The organism is Streptomyces sp. MAI_2237 (genome assembly GCF_054189285.1).
The window spans coordinates 2614053-2636848 of the sequence record NZ_JAJPGQ010000003.1 but is presented as its reverse complement, the minus strand read 5'-3'; the positions used below and the strand labels follow the sequence as shown (position 1 = coordinate 2636848).

General features: G+C 68.5%; 20 protein-coding genes. 6 read left to right on the top strand and 14 right to left on the bottom strand.

Annotation, left to right across the window (positions count from 1 at the left end):
• Positions 1-8: 8 nt before the first annotated feature.
• Complete coding sequence (locus LN251_RS22645) at positions 9-749, top strand: hypothetical protein (RefSeq protein WP_458245977.1); 741 nt, start codon at positions 9-11, stop codon at positions 747-749.
• Between the two features lie 142 nt (positions 750-891).
• On the opposite strand, the gene LN251_RS22640 is transcribed toward LN251_RS22645, so the two are convergent.
• Positions 892-2082: a S8 family peptidase gene (locus LN251_RS22640; protein ID WP_458245976.1), complete on the bottom strand. Its 1191-nt coding sequence runs from the start codon at positions 2080-2082 to the stop codon at positions 892-894.
• The gene (locus LN251_RS22635) at positions 2082-2804 is read right to left on the bottom strand and encodes a hypothetical protein (protein WP_458245975.1); all 723 of its coding nucleotides are present in this window, start codon (positions 2802-2804) and stop codon (positions 2082-2084) included. The genes LN251_RS22640 and LN251_RS22635 overlap by 1 nt, the downstream gene beginning before the upstream one ends.
• Positions 2805-3330: 526 nt before the next feature.
• Between LN251_RS22635 and LN251_RS22630 the strand changes: the two genes are divergently transcribed.
• Both LN251_RS22630 and LN251_RS22625 read left to right on the top strand, forming a co-directional pair.
• Positions 3331-3771, top strand: coding sequence for a hypothetical protein (locus tag LN251_RS22630; RefSeq protein ID WP_458245974.1), 441 nt, complete (start codon positions 3331-3333; stop codon positions 3769-3771).
• A gap of 211 nt (positions 3772-3982) precedes the next feature.
• Positions 3983-4381, top strand: coding sequence for a hypothetical protein (locus tag LN251_RS22625; protein WP_458245973.1), 399 nt, complete (start codon positions 3983-3985; stop codon positions 4379-4381).
• Positions 4382-4456: 75 nt separating this feature from the next.
• Here LN251_RS22625 and LN251_RS22620 read toward each other — a convergent pair whose 3' ends face one another.
• From LN251_RS22620 to eccB, 12 genes are all read right to left on the bottom strand, one after another.
• Positions 4457-5710 (bottom strand): YrhB domain-containing protein, encoded by a 1254-nt coding sequence (locus LN251_RS22620; RefSeq protein ID WP_458245972.1) that lies wholly within the window; start codon positions 5708-5710, stop codon positions 4457-4459.
• A 58-nt stretch (positions 5711-5768) separates the two neighbouring features.
• Entirely contained in the window at positions 5769-6065 is a 297-nt protein-coding gene (locus LN251_RS22615) for a YrhB domain-containing protein (RefSeq protein ID WP_458245971.1), read from the bottom strand.
• Positions 6066-6112: 47 nt separating this feature from the next.
• Positions 6113-7873, bottom strand: coding sequence for a putative T7SS-secreted protein (locus tag LN251_RS22610; protein ID WP_458245970.1), 1761 nt, complete (start codon positions 7871-7873; stop codon positions 6113-6115).
• A gap of 12 nt (positions 7874-7885) precedes the next feature.
• Positions 7886-8494, bottom strand: coding sequence for a hypothetical protein (locus LN251_RS22605; protein ID WP_458245969.1), 609 nt, complete (start codon positions 8492-8494; stop codon positions 7886-7888).
• Complete coding sequence (locus LN251_RS22600; RefSeq protein ID WP_458245968.1) at positions 8491-8880, bottom strand: SseB family protein; 390 nt, start codon at positions 8878-8880, stop codon at positions 8491-8493. The genes LN251_RS22605 and LN251_RS22600 overlap by 4 nt, the downstream gene beginning before the upstream one ends.
• 536 nt (positions 8881-9416) lie before the next feature.
• Positions 9417-10712 (bottom strand): type VII secretion-associated serine protease mycosin, encoded by a 1296-nt coding sequence (gene mycP, locus LN251_RS22595; protein WP_458245967.1) that lies wholly within the window; start codon positions 10710-10712, stop codon positions 9417-9419.
• A 126-nt stretch (positions 10713-10838) separates the two neighbouring features.
• Entirely contained in the window at positions 10839-12272 is a 1434-nt protein-coding gene (locus LN251_RS22590; RefSeq protein WP_458245966.1) for a WXG100 family type VII secretion target, read from the bottom strand.
• Positions 12273-12311: 39 nt separating this feature from the next.
• On the bottom strand, positions 12312-12662 hold the full coding sequence (locus LN251_RS22585; RefSeq protein WP_458245965.1) for a hypothetical protein: 351 nt from the start codon (positions 12660-12662) through the stop codon (positions 12312-12314).
• A 63-nt stretch (positions 12663-12725) separates the two neighbouring features.
• Positions 12726-14048: a type VII secretion-associated serine protease mycosin gene (gene mycP, locus LN251_RS22580; protein ID WP_458245964.1), complete on the bottom strand. Its 1323-nt coding sequence runs from the start codon at positions 14046-14048 to the stop codon at positions 12726-12728.
• A 237-nt stretch (positions 14049-14285) separates the two neighbouring features.
• Entirely contained in the window at positions 14286-14570 is a 285-nt protein-coding gene (locus LN251_RS22575; protein WP_058922645.1) for a WXG100 family type VII secretion target, read from the bottom strand.
• A gap of 101 nt (positions 14571-14671) precedes the next feature.
• The gene (locus LN251_RS22570; RefSeq protein WP_058922646.1) at positions 14672-14983 is read right to left on the bottom strand and encodes a WXG100 family type VII secretion target; all 312 of its coding nucleotides are present in this window, start codon (positions 14981-14983) and stop codon (positions 14672-14674) included.
• 245 nt (positions 14984-15228) lie between these two features.
• The gene (eccB, locus tag LN251_RS22565) at positions 15229-16806 is read right to left on the bottom strand and encodes a type VII secretion protein EccB (protein WP_458245963.1); all 1578 of its coding nucleotides are present in this window, start codon (positions 16804-16806) and stop codon (positions 15229-15231) included.
• Between the two features lie 362 nt (positions 16807-17168).
• Here eccB and eccE point away from each other — a divergent pair, with 362 nt between their 5' ends.
• The 3 genes from eccE (at position 17169) to LN251_RS22550 (ending at position 22756) form a co-directional block, all read left to right on the top strand.
• The gene (gene eccE / locus LN251_RS22560; RefSeq protein WP_458245962.1) at positions 17169-18491 is read left to right on the top strand and encodes a type VII secretion protein EccE; all 1323 of its coding nucleotides are present in this window, start codon (positions 17169-17171) and stop codon (positions 18489-18491) included.
• Positions 18491-19333, top strand: a complete 843-nt coding sequence (locus tag LN251_RS22555) for a hypothetical protein (RefSeq protein ID WP_458245961.1) — start codon at positions 18491-18493, stop codon at positions 19331-19333. The genes eccE and LN251_RS22555 overlap by 1 nt, the downstream gene beginning before the upstream one ends.
• 351 nt (positions 19334-19684) lie before the next feature.
• Positions 19685-22756, top strand: a complete 3072-nt coding sequence (locus tag LN251_RS22550; RefSeq protein ID WP_458245960.1) for an SCO5717 family growth-regulating ATPase — start codon at positions 19685-19687, stop codon at positions 22754-22756.
• The last annotated feature ends 40 nt before the right edge of the window (positions 22757-22796 follow it).

Genomic DNA, 22796 nt, shown 5'->3' with positions numbered 1-22796 from the left:
AGACCCCCATGAGTTTCACGGACCCCGTCGAACCCGTCGGTCACCTCAAAGCACCCAGCAGTCCCGAGGAGTTCTCCCAGGGGGTCATCGGCGACAGCGTCGAAACGGTGAGCGACTTTCTCAGTCCCAGTGAATGGGTGCTGGGCGTCATCGAGTTCGCCTTGGGGGTGAACCCGTTGGAGCAGGCGATCTCCTGGTTCACCGGTGAGTGGGAGTCGTACGTGAGATGCGCCGAGATGTGGCGCAACACGGGCCGCTTCACCCGGGATCTGGCGACGAACCTGCGGTCCGGCAACAGAGAGCTGGACGCCGGCTGGCACGGCAACGCCGCGGACTCCGCCTACGTGTACTTCGACGAGTTGGCGAAGAAGATCGACTCCCTTGACGGGCACTTTCAGGATCTTCAAACCTCGTACATGGATGTCGGCCGTGCGATCGCCAGAGGTGCGGAACTGATCAAGGGCGTACTGGAGCAACTGGCGGATCAGGCGCTCATCCTGGAGATCGAGTTGACGGCCGGCACAGCGCTGGCGGAGACGGGCGTGGGGCTCATCGCCGGCTATGGTGCCGCGGTTCTCGAGATCGCCGAGATGGTGAGGACGTGGGGGCGCGCGACCGAGGCGTACAGCGCCGTACAGGATGCGATCGATGAGGCGACCGTCGCCGGCGGACTGGCGGTCGGTGGGCTCGGCGTCGTACTGAAGGACTTTCCGGAACCGGGAAGGAGCTACGACAACCCTGCCGTGTAGCGGTCGTCAGCTCATGAGCCCTGAGCGGCGTGCCGCCCGTCGAGGGGGCGAAGCTCCCCACCGCAACCGTTGAGATGCATCCTCTCCGTGCGTGGGGAGCTTCATGTCGCCGATGAGGTCGACGAGCAGCCGCCCGCCTCCGTCAGACTCCGAAGGGCCCTGATGGTGGCGCCATGGCCGCCATGCCGCTCTTACCCTTGCGACGGCCGCCGAGTACCAGCAGCAGCCCGCCGACCGACAGCAGGAGCCCGACGCCCGCTGCTCCCAGACCAGTGAGCCACAGACTCTGCTCCATATTGGGATGGGTCGTCTTCGATGTGCCCACAGGCGTCGCGAAATGCTCCTTGCCCTGGTACTTCACAGGGACGGTTTTGTCGGCGGGCGGCGAGGCGGCACCCTTCACCGCGGCGGACGCATTGATCTGCCCGTACCCGACGAGAGCGTTCCACCCTCCCTGCGGATGGCCGGCCGTGCCGGTGAGGATCGCGCGTGTCTGGGCGGGTGTGAGCTTGGGATTGTGGGAGAGCATCAACGCCACCACACCCGACGCGAGGGCCGTCGCGGGAGACGTGCCGTCGACCTTTTCGTAGCCACCCGTGTTCTTCGCGCTGAGGATGTCCACGCCTGGCGCGGCCACCTCGTTGTAGGTGTGCACGGTGGAGAACGCAGCGCGTCCCCCACTCCGATTTGTCGCGGCTACGGCGATGACTCCGGCGTAACCGGACGGGAACGAGGTCTCGTTCAGCTTGCCGCCGCTGTTGCCTGCACTCGCGAGCACCGGCACCCCGTGGCTCAGCGCATAACCGACGGCTGCCACATCGTCCTCGTTGGCGTAGTTCCCGACCTCACCGGAGCCGAGAGACATCGAGATCACATCGGCACCGTGATCCACCGCGTAGAAGATGCCGTGGGCGACCGAACCGGCCCCACCCTTGATGACGTGTCCTTCGTTGATCTTTTCCTTGTCCTGGTCATTGAGCACCCGCACAGAAAGGATCTCGGCCTGGGGTGCGACCTTGAGAACGTCGGACGCCATCTCGGTGCCATGGATGCCCCACTTGGGGCTCTGCGGGTCGAGACCGTCCTTGCGGTAGTCGGGGCCTGTGGTCACTCTTCCCCTGAGTGCGGGGTGGTCAGCCACGACTCCGGTGTCCAGGACGGCCACGGTGATCCCTTCGCCCTGGCTGAGGCGGTGCGCCGAGGAGAGACCGAGAGCGCCGGCCTCCCATCCAGCGGGCGTGGTGGCAGCGTACGCGGGAGTCACCGGCAGCGTGCAGACGAGGCCGGTCAGCACAGCGCCGACGACGGACGCCCTCGTGCGTCGTCGGGTCATCACTTCGCACCCCCGAGCTGAAGGTCTTCGATGTGCAGCTCAAGCATCCTGGCGAAAATCTTCGCTTCCGCGTACCAGGACTCCTTGTCGGCCATCATGTCGCTGAAGTCCTTCCCCCAGTCGCCCGGCAGAGGACCCGCAAGCCGCCCGTCGACGGCACCCATGGTGGCAGCCACGGCGTACGGGAGGTGCTCGTCGGGTGCCGCTGTCAGCGCAGACCCGCAGCGACCGATCTTCTTCCACCCTGAAGCCGGAGTGCCCGGCACGGACAAGGGGGCAACGGCCCCCTCGTTCTCCATGGCCTCGAAGGCATCGGCCAGTTCCTGCTTCTTCGATGCGTCGCCGGGCATCACGATGAGGGCAACCGTTCCGACCATGTCCCCGGTGGGATCGACGTACGTTGCACGCAGCACGGCCCTGCAACCCAGTTCCTTCGCCTTCGCGAGCGTCCTCGCCGTCAGTCCCTCGCTGCAGGAGGTCTCCGGGGAGATGCCGAGTCGGTGCCAGTACGAGAACTTGGGGTTGGTGAGACCTCCCAGACGGCCGTCACGCCCACCGAGGGTGTCGGGAAAAATGCTGTCGACCGGCTCGTCACTCCAAACGGCCTCGCCGTACTCGGGATTCGCGATGGTCTGCCGGCTGTTGCTGTAGGCCTGCGCAGCGAGGGCTCCCCCTCCGACGAGAACGAGTACACCGAAGAGGCCGAGAAGGGAACCGATCACGGTACGAGCGGTGCGCCCTCCGCCGCCTGGAGTTCCGGTAGGTGAAGGTGGCGCGACTGTCGGCATCGCCGGAGGTGGGGGCGGTCCCTGGAACGATCCCTGCCACTGCGGTTGCTGCCAGTCGCCTTGCCGGGGCGGCTGCCCGTACGGGTTGGCGCTGCCCGGGCCTCCGGGCGGCGTCGGATAAGACATCGGTTTCCTCACATACGTTTCCTGCAAGTGAGGGGCATGATGTGCCGTTCGGAGCCGCGCGTCGAAGTCTCGGCAGCGGCATCACGTGTACATCGTCCCCCGTCAGTAACGGATCACCTTACGAGGTTCACCGACGCGGCCTCGCACACTCCTTGTGGGGCTTCGGTGCACACTTCGTGTCCACTGCCAGGCAGGATCCCCGGAGAACTTTTGCACAAGGGAAGCCCCCCGACCGATCACGGTTCACCCATGCGTATAACGTGTGACAAGCAGTGTTGACTGCAGCTTGACCGAACATTGACTGCTGCTTGCACGGCAGGGGGACACCGGCACCATGGGAGCGGGCTTCAAGGTCGAGATACCGGAGCTCGACCGCCTCGTCAGGGAGCTGCACCGCAGTCAGGAGGAGATGCGCTCGGCGCTGAACGCCCTGCGCGACACGGGGCCGAAGACGACTGGCAGCAAGGAACTCGACAACGCCTGCGACGAGTTCCACGACAGCTGGGACGACCTCGACCGAGAGTTCGCCCGCTTGGCCCTGGAGGCCGATCGAGGCAGGTTCAACCTGCACACGAAGATCGCTCACCGCGTCGGGCATGAGGTGCATCCCGACGGATACCGCCTCGGCGTACTACTGCATCCGCGCGAATACCGCGGCGTACCGCTCAGCGCGCTGCAACGCCTCGCATCGGCGCACTCCCTCGCTCTGGAGGCTTCAACGGACCTTCGTGACGGTGTAGTTCTCCGTCCCGTACACGCAAAGGACTCGTGGTGACGCGACCCATAGCCGACGAACTCGTGATGGGTACGGCATCGACGCCTTCCGCCGAAGCGATGCTGCACCTGGACATCCCCGGAGGGTTCCACTCCCTGGGGTCGATCTCAGCGGCGAGGAACGCCTGCGACAATTCTGGGCCGTCGCGGAGTAGATCTGGCCCACCGGAACCGACTTCCAGCGCGAAGTCGCCTTCCACGCCTACCGCGAGGTGGCGGACCATGCCCTCGCCGAGAACTCCTTCTATGCGGGGTTCTGCCTGGACGAGGCCCCCGACGGCCGTCTGACCACCGCCTCACTGCTCGCCCGCCTCGACCCGCTGGACGAACGGGACGCCGAACTCTCGGCGCGTGCTCTGTTCGAGGCGCTCTCCGCGAACGACAACAACACGGTCGAGGAGATACGGGTCGCGGCAGGACCGGGCGTTCTCGTGCTGTGCGGACTGCAGTTGCAGTCGGACCCGGCGGACGACACGGCCCGCTCCCTGCCACTGCCCCGAGCGGACGTCTACCTGCCCCTCCGCCGTATCCGGCGACTCCTGGTCAGTCCCGGCAACGGCGCCGCAGGCGGGAACACGATCGCCGACCAGGTCGCAGTCGACTTAGGTTAGAGGAACGTCCCCCATGCGCGATCGACACGGACAGTCGTACGGCGATGATCTCCAGGGCGATGTCGCCTGAGCCCTTCAGCGGTAGCGAAGGACGTGAAGCGAGCGCACTCCCGCGCTGTCCGGCTGGGCAGGGGCGTCACGAGCAGCGTCGATCAGCACGAGGCCTTGGGGGGTGTGGGCGGCGACGACGAGCAAGCCGACGGACTCACGGCCCCGGCGGTCCTCCCGGCGGATCCAGACCACTGCGCGCGTTCCCTCGGGTGACGTGGCAAGTTCGGCCAGGACGGTTGCCCATTCCGTGTGATCCGTGACGGAGACTACGGACCCAAGTCGGCCGAACGTCTGCGGCATCCACTTGGCCGGCCCCGGCTTCGGTGGCAGATCGAGGCCGTCGGTACCCGGTTCCGTTCCGCCGTCCCAGCGTGCCAGCCACTCCCACGGCTCGGAGTTGGGCAGCCCGAACGGCTCGCACTCGTCCTTGGGCACGACCAGGGCGGCGTCCAGCATGGCGTCGGCCGGACGTCCGTTGGCGAGGAACGCCTTGCTGTTGCAGGCGAACAGCCAGCCACGAGCGAGTTCGTCAGCGGGCGAGGGCTCCACCAGGACGACGTCACCCTTGTACGTGTCCAGCAGCCACTCCTCCGCCTTCCCGATCGCCGACGTGAGGTCGGGGGCATGACGCTGCCAGGCGGGAGCCACCGGGCCGGCTTCGTCGCCGCCGCCCCCCGCGAAACGAGCGAGTGTCAGGCCACGGATCCCGGTGGGCTCAAGACGTGCCAGCCGACCCGCCTGCGGATCGAGAAGTACCACCTGGCCGTTGTTGTTGTGTGCGTAGACCAGGTGTCCTGTCCCCTCGACACCGTAGGCCTCACGACGGATCCAGATCGCGCCACGGGTCCCCGGGCCCGGCTCCCGCACTGCGGCGATCACGTCGTCCCAGCTCGCGCACGCCGATACCTCTGCGGCGGGGAAGTGCCAGTGGATCATACGATCCCACCAGCCCGGCGCCTCGTGGAACGGCTGCCACGGCAACGGTGTCGCCTTGCCACCGTTCAAGGCCGCGTTCGCGGCCAGGAGACAGCCGCGGGCATGGGTGCGAAGGGCCTGCTCGGCAGGCTCACGCGGCCCGGGGGAACGGTCGAATGCCTCCAGATCCGCCCAGGGGTCGTCGGTGGCCGGGTGGAACGGACGGCTTCCGGACTTGGGGACGGCGAGCAGCGAGGTCAGCATGGGAGTCGTCGGGTAGCCGGGTACCGGCCGCGCGCGGCAACCGAAGATCCATGCCTGAGGTCTCTCGGCAACCGGGCCGGGGCCGGTCAGCTCCACCATGCCGCGGTACGTCAGCCGCAGCCAGTCCAGAGCCTGCGATACCGGATCACTCATGGGATCAGAACGGCTTCCTGGGCCGCTGCCCCGTCGCCAACCACGTCTTCGACTGCTCAGTGGTGTAGGCGGACGGCGGAAAGCCCACGAACGACCCGTCTTTGAATACGGCGATCACACGCACCATCGGCGCCTGGGTGATGTCCCCGGTGTCGATGTGCTCCTGGCTGTCGAAACGCACGGCCCACGCCGCATCGTGCTCGACCGAGAGTTCCGGCAGCATGACAATGGTCGGCGGACCGTCTCCGTAGACTTCCCGCAGATGGGCACGGGCCGCCTCGACGGCTTCGTCTCTCGTCATTCTCAGGACCCGATCCTCTTTTCACAGGACTCGACGCTTCGAGGAAACTACTTGTAGGGCAGATAACGAACTTCTGTGACGTCCTTCTCCAGGTTGCCCAGCATCCCTGTCTGCCCGTCCAGGAAAACGACTCCGTTGGCGTCGTGGATCACATTGAAGACGTGCGCGGTCCCGTCCGCTCTGGATATGTAGACGACGCCGCGGGAACCGACTCCCCGTTCGTCCATGTCCTCGATGATGGAATCGTAGCTGGTGCCGTTCTGCCATTCGGCGTCCGGGTTGCCGAGCTTCTCCTTGCTCGGCCAAGCCGGCTGGTGCAGCGGTTCCGCGACGGAGTCATGGCCGTCCAGACGCCCGTCGATCGCCTCCACGTTCTTCGAGCAGTTCTGGTTGTATCCGGGCACGTTGTCCCAATAGCCATTGCCGTTGACGTCCTTGAGCCACGGGTACTGATCGTCCAGGAACTTGCGCTGTGTCTCCAGGTCGGTGACGTCGTGATGGATGGCCTTCGCGGAGACATGGTCCGTCGACTGGGCCAGATGATCCCAGTTGTGAGCCGCCTCCTCGGGCTCGATGGTCCAGCCCTCGGGCAGCGCGCCACCGCTGTTCGCCGCCCCGTGTTCCGCCATGTTCTCGGCTTCACTCTTGGCCGCGTTCTCGGCCACCCCGACGGCCTCCCGCTCGGCCACCGACGCTTCGGCGCTGGCCCCGTCCGTGAGCACACCGGCGCCGACGTTGGCTATGAACTTGCCGAAGGCCTCGGCCGGGTCAGAGCCCCACCCAGAGCCGACCAGCGCCGATACCAACTCGGTCGGATGGTTGGAGGCGTGCAGGATTCCGGCTGCCGTGGTGCTGACTTGGTCCAGCCACGTCGCCGGATGCGTGATGTTGTACGGGTCCATGGGGTTCAGGCCACGAGCGAACCTCGCCAGATCCGCGACGCCTTTGACGAGACCGCCGGCAACGTGCGTCACGCCGAGGACATACCCGGCGGCCACGTCCTCGCCGTCCGCGAGCAGGCGGGAGGCGAAACTCGGTTCCTTCGGTGCGGAGCTCGTGGCCGCTTCCACCGCTTGGGAAGCTGTCCGTGCCGCGGAGTCACGCTGCTCGCGCGCTCGGCGCAGGTCCATCCGCGCCAGGTCCATCTCGGCCGCGTACTGGTCACCGTCGAACTTCCCCGGCTTGGTGGGTACGACACCCGGATCGCCCCCCGCTGCCACCACGACGTTGTACCAGTCGGCCTGGGCGTTGTAGGCGGCGACCTGCTGGTTGTACGCCGCCTCCGCGCGCTCGTAGGCCTCCCGGGCCTTCGTGTACGTGTCGAGGCACTGCTCGGCCTGGCCTTGCGCCCACTCCACCGCGTGCGCGTACGCCTCCAAGGCGTCGGCGGCCTTCTGGCAGGCGTCGGCGGCCGTCAACCACTGCTTGGCATGCGGGGTGAACTTCGCTCGGAACGCATCCGCCGCGTCGCCCTGCCAGTGGTCGTGATCCAGCCGCAGCAGCCCCGACCCGGTGGACTCGAACGCACCGTAGAAATGCCGCAGATGACCGGCGGACCGCCGGATTCCAGCCGGGTCACCATGGACCAGTTCCTTGGGATCGTCGGTTTCCCCCAACTGCTTCTCCGGAATGTCGACGCCGAGGCTGTCGGCCGCGCTGTCACCCCAGTCGTCGACGGACTTCGCCGCGTCGTGCAGTCCCACGAAGTCCAGCCCGGCTCCGGTCACATGGGCCGCGCCGTCGACCGTCTCGCCGACCACCTTCTTGCCCGTGTCCCAGGCCCCGTCAAGCCAGTCTCCGACACCCATTCCAGTCCCCGACTACTGGCTCTTCTGCTCAGGGCCGAACATCTCGTCCTGCGCCTGGCCGTACTGCGCGCCGTATCCTGCCGCGTCCGCGAGGTCCTTGCGCAAGCCCATCGGACCGTCCATCATGTCCCGGCCCTCGGCCTTCCACGTCTGAGCCGAGTGGTGGAGCGCATCCTGCAACGACGTCCCCGACAGGTCCGCGTGCCGGAAGTCGTTGAACGAGTTGTCCGACAGCGTCTTGCTCCAGGACTGGGCCTCCACCTGCTCCTGCGTGAGATGCGGGTTGCCCATGGACGCGTTGACCACGTCCTTGAGCGTGTTCTCCACGTACTGCTCCTGGTCGTGGTAGAGCCCGGCCGACAGCCCCAGCCGGGAGGCGATCTCGTTGCCGTCGTGGACGAGCGCGCGCACCCCCCACGACCATCGCTCGCAGAACCCGTCGAAGGCACCGCGGAGTCCGGCGTTGCCCAGTTGCATGCCCGTCAGCTCGACGTTCGAGAAGCCCCGGCCGACTTCACCGCTCTCGTCGATTCCCAGGGACTTCAGTTCGCCGATCGCCGCGTTGATGCCCTTCGCAACCGTTTGCAGAGCGTCCGGATCGACCTGGTAGCCGTTGCTCACCTCGCCACCGCCGCCACCGGCGGTACGATCCCGGCCGCAGGTGGCAGGAGCCCGGGCCACGGCCCGGCCACGTCCACCGCGATCCCGGCGGGGACGCCGGCCGCGGGCACCGCAACGCCCAGCAGCCGCGAGCCATACACCTTCATGTACGGCACTTCCGTGTCTGGCCCGCTACCTCGTGCGGCCAGGAACCGGCCCATCGAATCCTCACCGGTGAAGGCATACAGCCACCTCACGCCCCCGAAATCGGTCGACCACACCGCCTCACCGTCGAGCGGGACGAGCACCAATGCCCGCCGGAACGCACCGACCAGTGCAGCCCCGTCCAACCGCCCCTCATGCGATGCGGCCAGCCGGTCCACCAGCTCCCGCGTCGTCCCGTGCACCTCACCAGTATCAGTCAGCCACGCACCGCAAATGGGCCTGGGACTGGGGACTTTGCTGGCCCCTTGCTACACCTTTGCGGTTTGCGAACCTGAGCGGCATGCCCCTTCGCCTGCCTGAGGTGACGTCAGACGGTTGTCCGAAAGTTAACTCCGGAAGCACGGCCTTCGCCGACTACAGAGGCGAAGGAGAACCGACATGCCTCACTGCCCGTACGGGGGCTGCTGCGTGTAGGGATTCGGCTGGGTCGGAGGCTGCGCAGGCGGGGCGGGATACCCGTACCCCTGGTTTGGGGGCGGGCTTTGATACGGGGGCTGAGCAGGAGGCATCGCCTGCTGCGGCGCATAACCCACGCTCGGCGGATAAGCCCCGTTGACCGGACCACGGTTCCCCGCGTTACGGCGACTGCGGGTCACGGCGAAGACGACCACTGCCACCACTGCAGCGAGTCCGATCACGCCGATGAGAAGAACGATTGCACCCATCGAGAGAACCCCATCCCTTTCTCAGGCCGATTGCTGCACCGACGCAGCAGTGACTACTGCCCCTGGTAAGGGGGCTGTTGTCCATACGGATGGGGTTGCTGCGGGTGCTGCCCCTGGGGATGGGGATACCCCTGATCGGGAGTCGAGGCGTACGGCTGCTGGGCAGGCGGGTACGTGGGGTACTGGCCGGCCCCGCCGCCGGAGCTCCCGTTGCCGCCATTGCCGCCGTTACCGCGGCGCCGCATGACGACCACTACGACAGCGCCGATGATCAGGACGGCTGCGATTCCACCGACCAGCAGGAGGACGTTGCGGGAAGAGGACGTCTTCTTGTCAGCCTGATCAGCAGGCTTCGTCCCCGCGGACGATTCGGTGGAAGTAGAGGACGCGAGCTGCCCGAGCGGATTCGTCTTGGGGCCGGCGGGGATGTTCATCGTGAGGGCCGAGTACGGCCGAATGATCCCGTAACCGTACTGCCGATCAGGCGCCTTCAAACCTCCATGGTGGGCGAAGGTAGCCGATTTGATCAGCCGGTTGATGACTTGACCCGCACTGAGGTCGGGATACTTTGACCGAACCAGAGCCGCTGCGGCAGAAACGTAGGCCGTTGCCTCTGAGGTACCACTGGCCATGCCGTATCCGTTCGACTTTGTCGGATTTGCTCCGACAATGTCGACGCCTGGAGCCGTGAGCGCTAGCTGCTTACCAGTATTCGATTCGTCCCAGACATTGGCATCTTTGTCGACCGCCCCGACGGCCACGACGCCAGACAGAGCTGCAGGCTCATCTACAGCAGAAGATCCCTCGTTACCTGCCGCCGCTACAACGACAACATCATGAGCTTCAGCATAGGAAATAGCGTCCCGGCCCGCACTCGTAGTATTCGACCACTCATCGCTAAAGGAAAGATTAATTACCTTTGCTCCGTGATCTACGGCGTATCGAACCGCAGCACCCCAAGTCTCATCGAGGTTTTTGTCGGACCTCGTTTGTAGCGTACGCAGGGGCAACACTTTAGCCTTCGGCGCCAGTCCAATAACACCCGAAGAGTTCCCCGCACCGTGACCATGGCCAGCGATAATGCTAGCCATTTTCGTTCCGTGACCAATCTTGTCCTGCTCGGCGTTCCCACCGCCTGTGAAGTCTTTCCCCTGTAGGACTTGACCGGTCAGGTCTGGGTGAGCGCCGTCCACTCCCGAATCAACGACGGCGACAGTCACACCCTGGCCCTGAGATTCAGCCCAGACGTCCTTCGCTGAGAAGACATCCAGAGCCCATTGTCGATCTCTAACATAATCTGCTGACGCAGTCGGGGCCGTAGTGAGGAGCAAAGCTCCTGTCAGCGTCACGATTCCCGCCGTAGACAAGACTCGCTTAAAATCCACTATCTTGCTCCTCACTCAACTGCGACTGGTTGTGCCAGCCCTCATACATTGGCGAGCCGCGCGGTGCTCCCGCGCGGCTCGCCAATGCGCCTACTCGATCGTCCGCGGTACGTTCCGGTTACGATCTTCTTCCGAAATCCAGGTCTCTTCGTCTTCGACCAAGTAGTCGGGACGGTCGCCCTGACTGTTCTCTTTCTTGGACTTCCGGCCCTTGCCACCGGCTGCGCCGGCACCAGCCTGCGTTCCGCCCCTGCTTCCGTGCAAGCCGGCACCGCCGCTAGCGCCCTTGCCGACGCCCTTGGCCGCACCAACTACGCCGCCACGGGCCCTCGCGAGCGCTCCTCGACCTGTAGCGCCGGCACCACCTCGGCCGCCCGCGCCGAGGCCGCCCCCCATACCGCCCATACCGGCACGACCGCCAGCGCCACGTCCGGCGGCCGCACCACCACCAGCGAGCCCACCCCTGCTACCCACGGCTCCCAAGCCCCCGACGGAACCACCCGCAAGGCCAGCTGCCCCGCCGGACGCTCCAAGACCTGTGCCTGAAGCCCCACCAACACCGAGACCACCGCCGGCTCCGGCACTAGATCCGCCGATGCCAGCGCCGGACCCAGTGCCGGGGACGGCAGGCATGCTGTCTACATTTGTCTTCGTCGTCGGCACCTCAACCGTCGGCGTCGGCAGTTGTGAGCCTCCAGTAATGCCGGGAGTGCGGGGCACCGCAGGAGCTGGCTTGATAGTCGCGGTCGAGCCTGCGCTCCACGGCTTACTGCCGGGTCCCGAACCGCTAGGTCGAGATGCCGATACACCTCCCGGAGTGACCGGCGGCGGGTATTCCACGTTCCGATTTGGCTCGCCGACGTTTCCGTCGCCGCTGTCCTTGACCTGGTTGTTCTTCAAGTTGCGCGTAATTCTCGCGTACTGGGCGCCCAGGTTTTCCATGACGGCAACGCCGTTCAGCTGCGCTTCTCGGCTTGCGCCGATCTTTCCCTCATCTTTTTGCGCAATTTGAGCGGTGGTGAGCTTTCCGTCTCGGAGATCGCCAGCTACCGCTTGACCGTCATCCCACTGCCAGTCACTGAAAGCGTCACCGAGCTTGTCAAGTGTACTGGGCTCTTTGATGTCATCCAGTTGCGCTTTGTACGACCGCAGTTGCTGACCGGCGTCAGTCATCTGTGAGCGGTTGAGGTCTGCGTGCCACGCCGTGTTTCGAATGCTCTGCGCAATCTCGCGAGCCTTCTTCTCGAAGCTCCTGGCTGCGTCACCTTCCCAGTGTTCGAGCACATTGTCGACCGCTTTGTCCAGGACCGCGGCGATCCCTCCGTCTTCACCGCCGGCAAGTATTTCATTGACCTTGCCCCAGTGGCGCCCCACCTCCTCGATCGTCCCCGGGTTGGCGCTCTCGAGCATCTGCTTCAGCTCTTTGAGCGAGTAATCGATGAACTGGGTCTTGGTCTTAGGACGTCCCGCAGCGCACGTCTCTTGTTCAAGGACTGGCTTGGGCAGCTCTTTGTCACCGGCCATTTTGAACGCTTCCCCTCTGTAGGTGAACCTTCGAACGGTCTACTTGGCCCAATTGCCGTTCGACCCCCCGGAGTTACCACCCATTTGATGCTTGTTTGCGTACTCCTGCTCGGTGTACTTGTCCTTCACCTTCGACGTGCTCGTACTGAACTTGTCGATCAAACCGTGGAGCCCCTGGATGGCGCTCTCCAGCTGAGTCTTCGCGTCCTTGTGTGCAGAGTGGAGATCCCCTGCCTCCAGGAAGGTGCAAGTGTTCCCGAATGCGTCCATGGGGATCTCTGTGTTGTAACGAGACGTCTGCCCCGCTTTATCCATGTCGTCCAGCAACGTCCAGAGCTTCCGGATGACCTCATCCAGTGCGCTCAGATCGACCCGCATTCCGTTGCTCATACCCCGTTGTCCTCTCCCCTGTTATTCAAGATCTCAGCACCGGTCGGTGCTCGAGTCGGCCGGTCATCGTGCTGAGCGACCGGTCGACTGCCTGGCTCTGACGACGGCATCCCGCCGGCTCCGCCAATCCCGCACAGCCACCCCGCTCCCCGCCACCACCAGTACCAGGGCCAACCCGGTTCCCAGTACGTAAATAGCCGTTCGGCGTTCCTTTTCGGCCTCGCTCTCGCCCATGGTCACCGCCATGGGGACGACCCCGCCGGTGCCGGCCCTCACGGGCGGATCGGGGGTCGGGGACGTGGCCGGGGTGGAGGTGTCGGACAGGGCGGCCACCGGGTCGACGACGCCCCAGCCGGTGAACCGGTTGGGGCCCCGGCCCGGTCGCTGGGCCGTCTGCTCGATCCGGGTGGCGATCTGGGCCGCCTTCCAGGTCGGGTGCTTCTCCTTCAGCAGGGCCGCCACGCCCGCCACGTACGGCGCCGCGAAGCTCGTGCCGTCGGCCGTGCACTGGCCGCCCTTCGGGACCGTCGAGACCATGTCGACACCTGGGGCCGCCACGTCCACGAAGTCGCCGGACTGGGAGAAGTAGGCGCGTTCGTCGTTGCGGTCGGAGGCCGCGACGGCCAGGACGCCGTCGTACGAGGCCGGGTACGTGTCGGCGGACTTGCCGTCGGCCCCGTCGTTGCCGGCGGCCGCGATGATGAGGGCGCCCGCGTTCACGGCGGCCGTCACGGCGCTGCGCAGCGTCACGTCGTCCTTCTTGTTCGCCGTGTCCGACGAGATGTTGATGACGTCCGCGCCCTTGGCGACCGCGTACCGGATCGCCGCGGCCATCGTCCCCGAGTTGCCCTGCTTGTTCTCTCCGCCGGTGTAGCGGAGGGACAGGATCTTGGCGTCGGGCGCGATCCCCTCGAACCCGGTGCCCTGCAGCGGGCGGGCCGCGATGATGCCCGCGACGCGCGTGCCGTGGCCCTCCAGGTCCTGGGTGCCCGGGCCGCCGACCCAGGACTTGCTGCCGGAGGCCATCGCGTCGGTGAGCTGGCGGTTGTGGCTGTCGACGCCCGTGTCGATCACCGCGACCGTCACGTCCTTGCCCGTCGCCTGGGCCCACAGCTGGTCCAGCAGGACCCGCTGCAGGGACCACGGCGTGGACTTGATGACACCGCCCCCGAAGACGCACTCCCCGCTCGCCGCCAGACCGAAGTCCGTGTGACCGGGAGCCGGGCGGCCCTCGGAGGAGCCGTCGGCGGCCAGCGCCGGCGGCGCCGACGCCAGGCAGACGCCCACGGTCGCGAGCACGCCGAAGATCCGCCGCGCCGCGCGGCTCGCGGTGCTGCGGCCGTTGCGGCCGTTGCGGCTACGCGAACGGGCTTTGCGGCCCCTCACGTTCAAGCCCCTCATGTCCAGGCCCCCAGGGCTTCCTCGACGTCCGAGACGTACTGCCGAGACGTACTGCGAGACGTACTGCTGACGAGTGTGAAGATGTGCGGGATTTACTGTGTTTCGCCCCGCACAGGTTGTGCACGGACCCGGAGCAGAGCTCGGCCCAGCGGACGCTGTGGCGTCGGCTGGGCCGATTCTCTTCATCTCAGGTCCCTCAGGTCCCTCGGGTCGCCGACGGGCTCAGCCCCAGGTCGCGGCGTTGCTCTTCTCGGTGGCCTGGTAGTTGTCGGCCGCGTTCTGCAGGGCGGTGGCGATCTTCAGCAGGGTGGAGTGCAGGTCCTGCGCGGTCTGGTCCCACTCGCGCTGCTTGCGCTGGTAGCCCTCCTGCGCCTCGCCCTCCCAGGTGGCGGCGACGCGCTTGACCGAGGCCTCGAGGTCCTCGAGCTGCTGCTTGATCCGGCCGGCGGTGGTGCGGACGTCGGTGGACGCGTTGGTGATCGTCGCGTAATTGACGAGGATCGACATCGTCAGTTCCCTTTCAGGAAGAGTCAGGAATGTGGTGGAAGACAGTGAGGTCTGATCCGGCAGAGGAGATCGGAGGCGTGAGCCCCTGATGACCCGCTCGATCAGCCGAAGTCCGACATGATCTTGCTGATCTCGGAGTTCTGCTGCTCCTCCGACGCGGAGTAGTTGCTCCGCGTGGAGTCCACGGCTTCCTTGATGTCGTTGAGAATGTCGCTCATCTTCTTCGCGTCCGCGTTCCAGCGCTCCTGCAGCTGGTGGTAGGACGTGGCCGCCTGGCCCTTCCAGCCGCCGGCGATCTGCTCGATGACGCCGTTCAGGCGGCGGATCTCGCCCTGCAGCTGGCCATTGGCGGTGTTGATGTCGCCGGAGAGCTTGGTGAGTTCGTCCTCTGTTACCCGGAACTGGCCGGCCATGATGAACCTTCCCCCATGTCGTCGTTCATGTTGTCGGCTCCGGGAAACCTGCCAGGTGCCCGGAGAAGCTTCGCACCGTTGAGCGCTGCAAACACTCTATCGTCAGCCTGTCACTCGGCCACTGACAGGACCAATCAGTTACACGGCTCACACAGTTGAGCGACGCACTCGTGACCCATGTGCCGTCTTACCCTCAAGTGCGCTTTCTGATACGTCCGTTGGCCGCCGATGACTCGGCCCCCAGGTCACTGGCTCTGTTCCTGCTTCGCGCCGCCCGTGTCCAGCGTGGGCCCCTTGGGGATGAACGTCGCCCATGTCTGCGGCACGATCGCCGGCCTGGAGACGTCCTCGTAGCCGAGACGGGTCCGCGCCTTGTCGGTCTCGCTCGGCTCCCCGGCGGAGGTGGACGCCGAAGAGGCCGAAGTCCCCTTCGCGGTGGTGTCGTTGTTCGACGGCAGCGAATAGCGCAGACCCGTGTCGGTGAGCAGGTACCACGCGCCGCCTCCGCCCGCCGAGCCCGTGACCTCCTGGAACAGCAGGCCCGAGCCCGAGGAGACGTAGGCGCTCAGCGAGTCGGCGATGACCTTCTTCGGGTACGCCGTCCCGGCCCAGGCCGCCAGCCGCGGCTTCTTGTCCGCGCCGATCGTGCCGTCGTAGACGCTGCACGAGGTGGTGCGGGCCTCTCCCGTCGCCGTCGTCGCGGGGTTGGCCTGCCGCGGGACGGACTGGGGCCAGCCCTGGTCGCCGTAGAACGTGTCCGCCGGGCCGCCGTTGGCCTGGGTGATCACGTTGGAGGAGACCTTGGTGGCGTTGGTGTTCTGGGCCCGGGGCGACTGCATCAGCAGCTGCGCCACGAAGGGCGTGACGAGGGCGACCTTGTCCTTGAGGACGACGTAGTCCTGCATGCCCTGCGCGTCCGGCGCCTGGAGGACCTGGCCCACCGTGCTCGCGGTGCTCGGCAGTCCCTTGACCGAGGTCGTGTCGCCAGCGCCGGGGACCTTCGGGAAGGCGATGACCCCGCGCGGGTTGAGGGTGCGCAGCCACTCCTGGCTCACCGGCTGCGCCTCGGCCGTGCTGCCGATGACGGCGGCGCGCAGCTGCTGCATGGTGGCGGCGTCGCCGACCGTGGGGCCGCCGAGCCAGAAGAGGTTGCCCTTGCCGTCGACCAGGTACTCCCGGTCCGTCTTCGGGTCCTTGACGTACAGGGCCTGCCCGGGGCCGACCTTGCCCGTGCCGTTCAGGGTCTTGGCGTCGTCGGCGTCCATGACGAACACCGCGCGGTCGATGTTGCCGTCCTCCGTGCTGCCCGAGCCCTGGGCGGGGCGCTCGCACACCGCCCATGTCTTGGTCTTCTCCGCGTCGCTCGCGGAGGGCAGCCGGTCGGGGGCGTACGGGATGCCGAGGGTGGCGCCGTGCGCGATGTCGCTCTTGTCGATCTCCTTGCCGGAGACCTCCAGGACGCTGCCCTTGCCCTTGTCCAACAGGAGTTTGGCGGAGGCGTAGTTGAGGACGGGGTGCAGCGTGGGGACCTTCTTGCCGCTCGACGTCTCGTCGGGGAGCACCACGTAACGCGTCGTGGAGTCGCTGTCGACGATGATGTACTCGCCGGGCTTGTCCCAGCCCGCGGGCGCCGTCGGCTTGATCACGCCCCAGGCGATGAAGCCGACCACCAGGACGACGCCGAGCGCCAGGCTGGGCGTCACCGTGCGGACCGGGCGCGGGGCGCCTTCCTCCGAGCCGCCCGGCGACGGCGCGAGGAAGGCCGCGACGGTGCGCTTGCGCGCGAAGTTGTAGGCGGCGAGCTCGTCCTGACGCTTGGCCATGGTCCCCGTTTCTCCCGTTTCGTCCTGCTCGATCGTGTCCGAAGTGCCCGTACTCGCTGGATGGCGTCTGTGATGTCCGATCGCCAACGCGAAGCAGCGGGGGCACCTTCGGTCGCGCAGGCACCTACTATGCCCTGCGCCGCGCGAGGACGGCTCACCAGGTGTTCGGAGGCCCCCGCATCTTCACAGAGCTTCACCACAGCGCTCCACCGCACGACGCGCGTTCGTGACAGGGTGGCCACCTGGGGTTTCGGTGTCCCGTGTGTCGCCCGCCGTCGCGCAACGGGTACCGTGAGCCGCCCGCACGGTTGTCGTGGGCCCAGTGAGCGGCCACTGAATTCGCGAAAGGGATGTCCCGGGGGATGAGCAGCGCTACGAGCACTCGGCGCGGACGCCGCGCACAGCAGTCACAAGGGGGCCCGGGCGACAGACGTACGACGGCCGCTCCGCCCGCCGCCGTCGCCGCCTCTCCGCGCACGCTGCCCCGGCCGGGCGGCCTCGGTCCGGTACGGCTGCAGCAGCTCATCCTGGTGGAGCTCGCGGCGGCGCTCCTGCTCGCCGCATGGGCCGCCGACGTGTCCTGGCTGCTGGTCCCGGCCGGTGTCGTGGCCGTCCTGCTGCTGCTCCTGGCGGTCCTGCGCCGGGCCCGGCGCCCCCTGCCCGAGTGGTACGAGACCACGCGCGCCCTCCGGCAGCGCCGCCGCGACGCCAAGCTGCCCGTGCCACCCGGCACGGAGGCCATGCTGGCCCCGGTCGTGGAGTGCGACCCCGCCCTGCGGACGTACGCCTTCGTCTCCCGTGACAACCGCCAGATCGGCATGATCGGTGACGGCACCTTCCTGACGGCCGTCCTCTTCGTGCAGCCGGCCGACGAGCCGCTGCGCCCCGCGGCCGCCCACCGCCAACTGCCGCTGAAGCTCGTCCAGGACGCCCTGGAGGTCGACGGGATCCGGCTCGCCTCCGCGCAGGTCGTGCAGCACACCCAGCCGGCGCCCGCCCCGCACCTGCCCCAGCAGTCGCTCGCGGCGCGGTCGTACGGCCCCCTGCAGGCCCAGGTCGGTTCGCCCGCGCTGCGCCTGACCTGGGTGGCCCTCAAGCTCGATCCGGAACTGTGCCCGGAGGCGGTGCAGGCCCGCGGGGACGGTGTCCCCGGGGCGCAGAAGGCGCTGCTGCGGGTCGCCGACCAGCTCTCCAGCCGACTGGCCGGCGCCGGCTTCAAGGCGACCATCCTCGACGAGACCGAGCTGATGCAGGCGCTGGCGACGTCCAGCTGCCTCAACCCGCGCTCCAGCCAGCAGCACGCCGCCCAGGACGGCCGGAGCCAGCGCCGCACGGTCGAGGCGGTGAAGACCTGGCGGGTCGACGACCGCTGGCACACCACCTACTGGGTGTCCCGCTGGCCGCAGTTGGGCAACGGCGGGGTGTCGGTGCCGGAGCTGGTCACGCGCCTCACCTCGCTGCCGGTGCTCGCGACGACGTTCAGCATGACCCTGAGCAAGGCCGGCAACCGCGGTGTCTCGCTCGCCGGACACATTCGGGTGACGGCCCGCGGCGACGACGAACTCGGTCAGGTGGGACGGGAGTTGGAGCGGGCCGCGAGCGCCGCGAAGGTCGGTCTGGTCCGTCTCGACCGGGAGCAGGTGCCCGGGGCCCTCGCGACTCTGCCGCTCGGAGGTACCTACTGATGTCCCAGCCCAATCCGGCCATGACCCAGGGACAGCAGGGCCGCAACCCCGCCCGCACGCCCGCCCACGTCGCCTCGCCCACCGACACCGGCATGATCCCGATCATCCGGCAGCCGGAGCCGCAGACGCAGCAACGGCGCATCGCCAGCCCGGGGTTCGGGCTGCGCGGGCCGCGCCGCAACTGTCATGTCGTCACCGTCGAGGAACTCGCGGCGATCAGCATGCCGATCGGTGACGACGGTGTGCTCATCGGCAGCGACGCGGAAGGGCAGCCTGCCGTGCTCGGCCTGTCCCGGCCGACCCCCTTCGACGTCGTCCTCGTCGGCGGCCTCTGGCTCGCCCAGGTGCTGGCGCTCCGGGCCGCGGCGACGGGCGCGCGCGTGGGCGTCGAGACCGGACGCCCGCAGGCCTGGCAGCAGTTGGCGCAGGCGGCGGGCGGCGGCCAGCAGTGCGTGACGGTGTATCCGGTGGGCCGGGTGCCCGCGCAGGGTCCGTCGGTGTCCAGTCCGGTGGTGTTGATCCGGGACTGCGGCATTCGCCCGCCGCGCGGGCGGGTGACCTCCGTGCCGTGGCAGGCCGTCGTCACGGTGCTGCCCTTCGTCAGCGAGCACGCACCGCGCTGGCTGGCCCAGGCCCATCTCGTCGGCGTCCAGCGCATCTCGCCGTTCGAGACGGAGGTGGTGCGCGACACCCTGGGCATTCCCGAGGAGCAACTCCAGCACCTGCCGACCCTTCACGACGGCGTCGCCATGTGGTGCACTCGCAAGCATCAGAAGTTCGTCATGACCGAACCCACCGACGCGGAGACGGGGCTGCTCGGCGTGGCCCGCCGTATGGACTGACGTGTCGTCGTCCGTGGGCGCGGGGGCGGAGCCCGAACGAGCCGCGCCCACGGGGCATTTCGTACGGCCCCCGGGAACGGTTCGCCAGGATCTTCCGTTCGCGCCCCGCGCGGCTCGTCCGCCCCTGCGCGCGGAACGTCGCCGTCCGGGGTCGTCCGAGCCCGCGGGGCGCGGCCGTCCGGGCCCGAGAGGCTCGGCCGTCCGGGCCCATGGGGCTTTTCCGTCCCGCCAAGCGAGTGATTAGGCTTCTGGTGGTGCGGTGACGATCGCAGTCGCGTGGGACTCGCCACTCGGTCCGCCCGGCCGCGACGACGACCAGCTCAGCAGCAGTGGCTGACCAGGAGGCAAGCAGTGAACAGGGATCGGTCCGAGTACAACGGCGGGAGCCCTTCCTCGGACGGGGACGATCACGAGGTGGATCTGACCGGCGAGTTCGAAATCGTCTACACGCCTCCCGCCTGGTACGCACAGAGCACGGGTGGCACGGACGGTGGACAGCAGGACTCCGGCCAGAACTCACCACCACCGCCGACCGGTCCACCCATCGGATCGCCCACGGGACCTCCGGGCACCGTGCCCGAGGCCCCCGCCGCTCCGCAGGCTCCCGCCCCGACGCCGCCCGCACCGGCGCAGGGCGCGGCCCCGGACGGCTACGGCTACCCGCAGCAGGCCACTCCGGGCACCGCACCGGCGGCGCCCGGCGGTTACGGCTACCCGCAGCAGCCGGCGGCCGCCACACCCCAGCCCGGCCAGAACACCTCCGGCGGCTTCGGCGTACCCCAGGCGCAGCCTCCCGCACAGCCCGCCGCACCTGCAGCCGTACCCGCACCCGCGCCCGCACCCGCGCCCGCAACCGCGCCGCCCCAGCAGGCCCCGGTCCAGCAGCCCGCCGCGCCCCAGCAACAGGCCCCCGCCGCGCCGCCCGCGGTCCCGGCGCAGCAGGTGCCCGCCCAGCCGGCAGCCGCCCCCGGCTTCCCGGTGCTGCGCCCGGTCGACGAGGACACCCAGTCGGGCGAGCCCGCCACGGCGGCCCCGGCGTCCGGCGCTCCCGCGGCCGCCCCCGAGCAGCCGCAGGAACCCGCGCACCCGCAGGAGCCCGAGCGGCCCGAGGAGGAGCCGGAGTTCAACCACGCCGCCGCCGACGCCGAGGCGGCCCGTCTCTTCGGCGGAGACGACGACTCCGAGGAGCCGGAGGAGACCTCCGTCGACGAGAGCGAGACGGGTTCCCCCGCCACCGCCGAGGTCGAGGAGCCCGCACAGGACGTGTCCGGCACCGGCTCCCCCGCGCGGCCGGACGCCGAGCCCGAGCCCGAGCCGGCGCCCGCGCCGACGCCGGAACCCCCCGCGCCCTCCGCCCAGGCGCAGCCCGAGCCGCCGCTGGCCACCCCGGCCGGACAGCCCCCCGTACCGCCGCAGAGCGCCCCCGGACTGCCGCCGCTGCCCCAGGGCTTCGTCCCCGCGGACCCGGCACAGGCGCAGGCGGCCGCGGCCGCGGCCCAGCAGCCCGGCCACCCGGACCCGCAGGCGGGCCCGTACGGCTATCCGCAGCAGGCGCCCCAACCGGGACAGCCGTATCCGGGACAGCCGCAGGTCCAGCCCCAGCCGGGCCAGCCCCAGCCCCCGGCCGGATACGGCTACCCCCAGGCACCCGGTCAGTTCGGCCAGCCCGGTCAGTTCGGCCAGCCCGGCCAACAGCCGCCCGCGCAGGGCGGTTTCGGCCCGGCGGCCGTACACCCCGGCCAGCCCGCACCGGTCGACCCCCGGCAGGCACCCCAGCCCCAGCCCCCGCACCCGCAGCAGGCCGGCTACGGCTACCCCCAGGCGCCCCAGGCGCCCCAGGCCCCGCAGGCCCCCCAGCCTCACCCGGGCCAGCCCCAGCCCCAGCCCCAACCGCACCCGGGTCCGCCCCCGGCAGCCGGCTACGGCTACCCGCAGGCCCCCGGCCACCCCACACAGCCCCAGCCCCAGCCCCAGCAGCCCGGCTACGGCTACCCGCCCCACCAGCAGCCCCAGCCCCCGGTCGGCTACGGCTACCCCCAGCCCGACCAGGCCCAGCAGCCGCAGCCGCAGGCACAGCCGCAGCCGCAGCCGCAGGCACAGCCGCAGCAGCCCGCCCCGCAGCCCCCGGCCCAGCAGCAGCCCCCCGGCCCCTACGGCCAGGGCGCACCGGCCGGCCAGGGCGGCTGGAGCGCGCCTCCCGGTCCGCAGGCCGGTCCCGGTGCCGCTCCGCAGCAGCAGGCCGCCCCGGGCACGCCGCTCGGCTACAACGCCGCCGTCGAGCTCTCCTCGGACCGGCTGCTGCGCAACCAGCCGAAGGCTCGCAAGAACAACCAGGGCCCTTCGCGCTTCAAGCTCGGCGCCAAGAAGGAGCAGGCCGAGCGGGAGCGGAAGCTGGGGCTGATCCGTACGCCGGTGATGTCCTGCTACCGGATCGCGGTCATCAGCCTCAAGGGCGGTGTCGGCAAGACCACGACGACCATGTCGCTGGGCGCGACGCTGGCCACCGAGCGGCAGGACAAGATCCTGGCGATCGACGCCAACCCGGACGCCGGCACCCTCGGCCGCAGGGTGCGGCGCGAGACGGGTGCCACCATCCGTGACCTGGTGCAGGCGATCCCGCAGCTCAACAGCTACATGGACATCCGCCGCTTCACCTCGCAGGCGCCCTCCGGTCTGGAGATCATCGCCAACGACGTGGACCCCGCGGTCTCCACGACGTTCAACGACCAGGACTACCGCTCCGCGCTGGACGTGCTGGGCAAGCAGTACCCGATCATCCTCACCGACTCGGGTACCGGTCTGCTCTACAGCGCGATGCGCGGGGTCCTGGACCTGGCCGACCAGCTGATCATCATCTCCACCCCGTCGGTGGACGGCGCGAGCAGCGCCTCGACCACGCTCGACTGGCTGTCGGCGAACGGCTTCGCCGACCTCGTCCAGCGGTCGGTCACCGTGATCTCCGGTGTCCGCGAGACCGGCAAGATGATCAAGGTGGAGGACATCGTCGCCCACTTCGAGACCCGCTGCCGCGGTGTCGTCGTGATCCCCTTCGACGAGCATCTCGCGGCGGGCGCCGAGGTGGACCTGGACATGATGCGGCCCAAGACCCGCGAGGCCTACTTCGACCTCGCGGCGCTGATCGCCGAGGACATCGCCCGTACCCAGCAGGGCTTCGGCAACCCCAACATGCAGTACCAGCAGCCGCAGCAGGGCTACCCGGCCCCGCCGCAGCAGCCGCAGCACCCCCAGCAGGAGCTCTACGGCCAGCCCGGGCAGCCCCAGCCCGGCCAGGGCTGGGGTCAGCCTCAGCCCCCGCAGCAGCCCGCGCCGGGCCAGGGCTGGCAGCAGCAACAGCCGGCGCCGCCGCAGGACCCGCGGCAGGGTCAGCCCGGTGCCGTACCGCCGGGCTGGACGCAGCAGTAGCCCTCACGGCCGAAGGGCGGCCGGTGCCTTCAGGCACCGG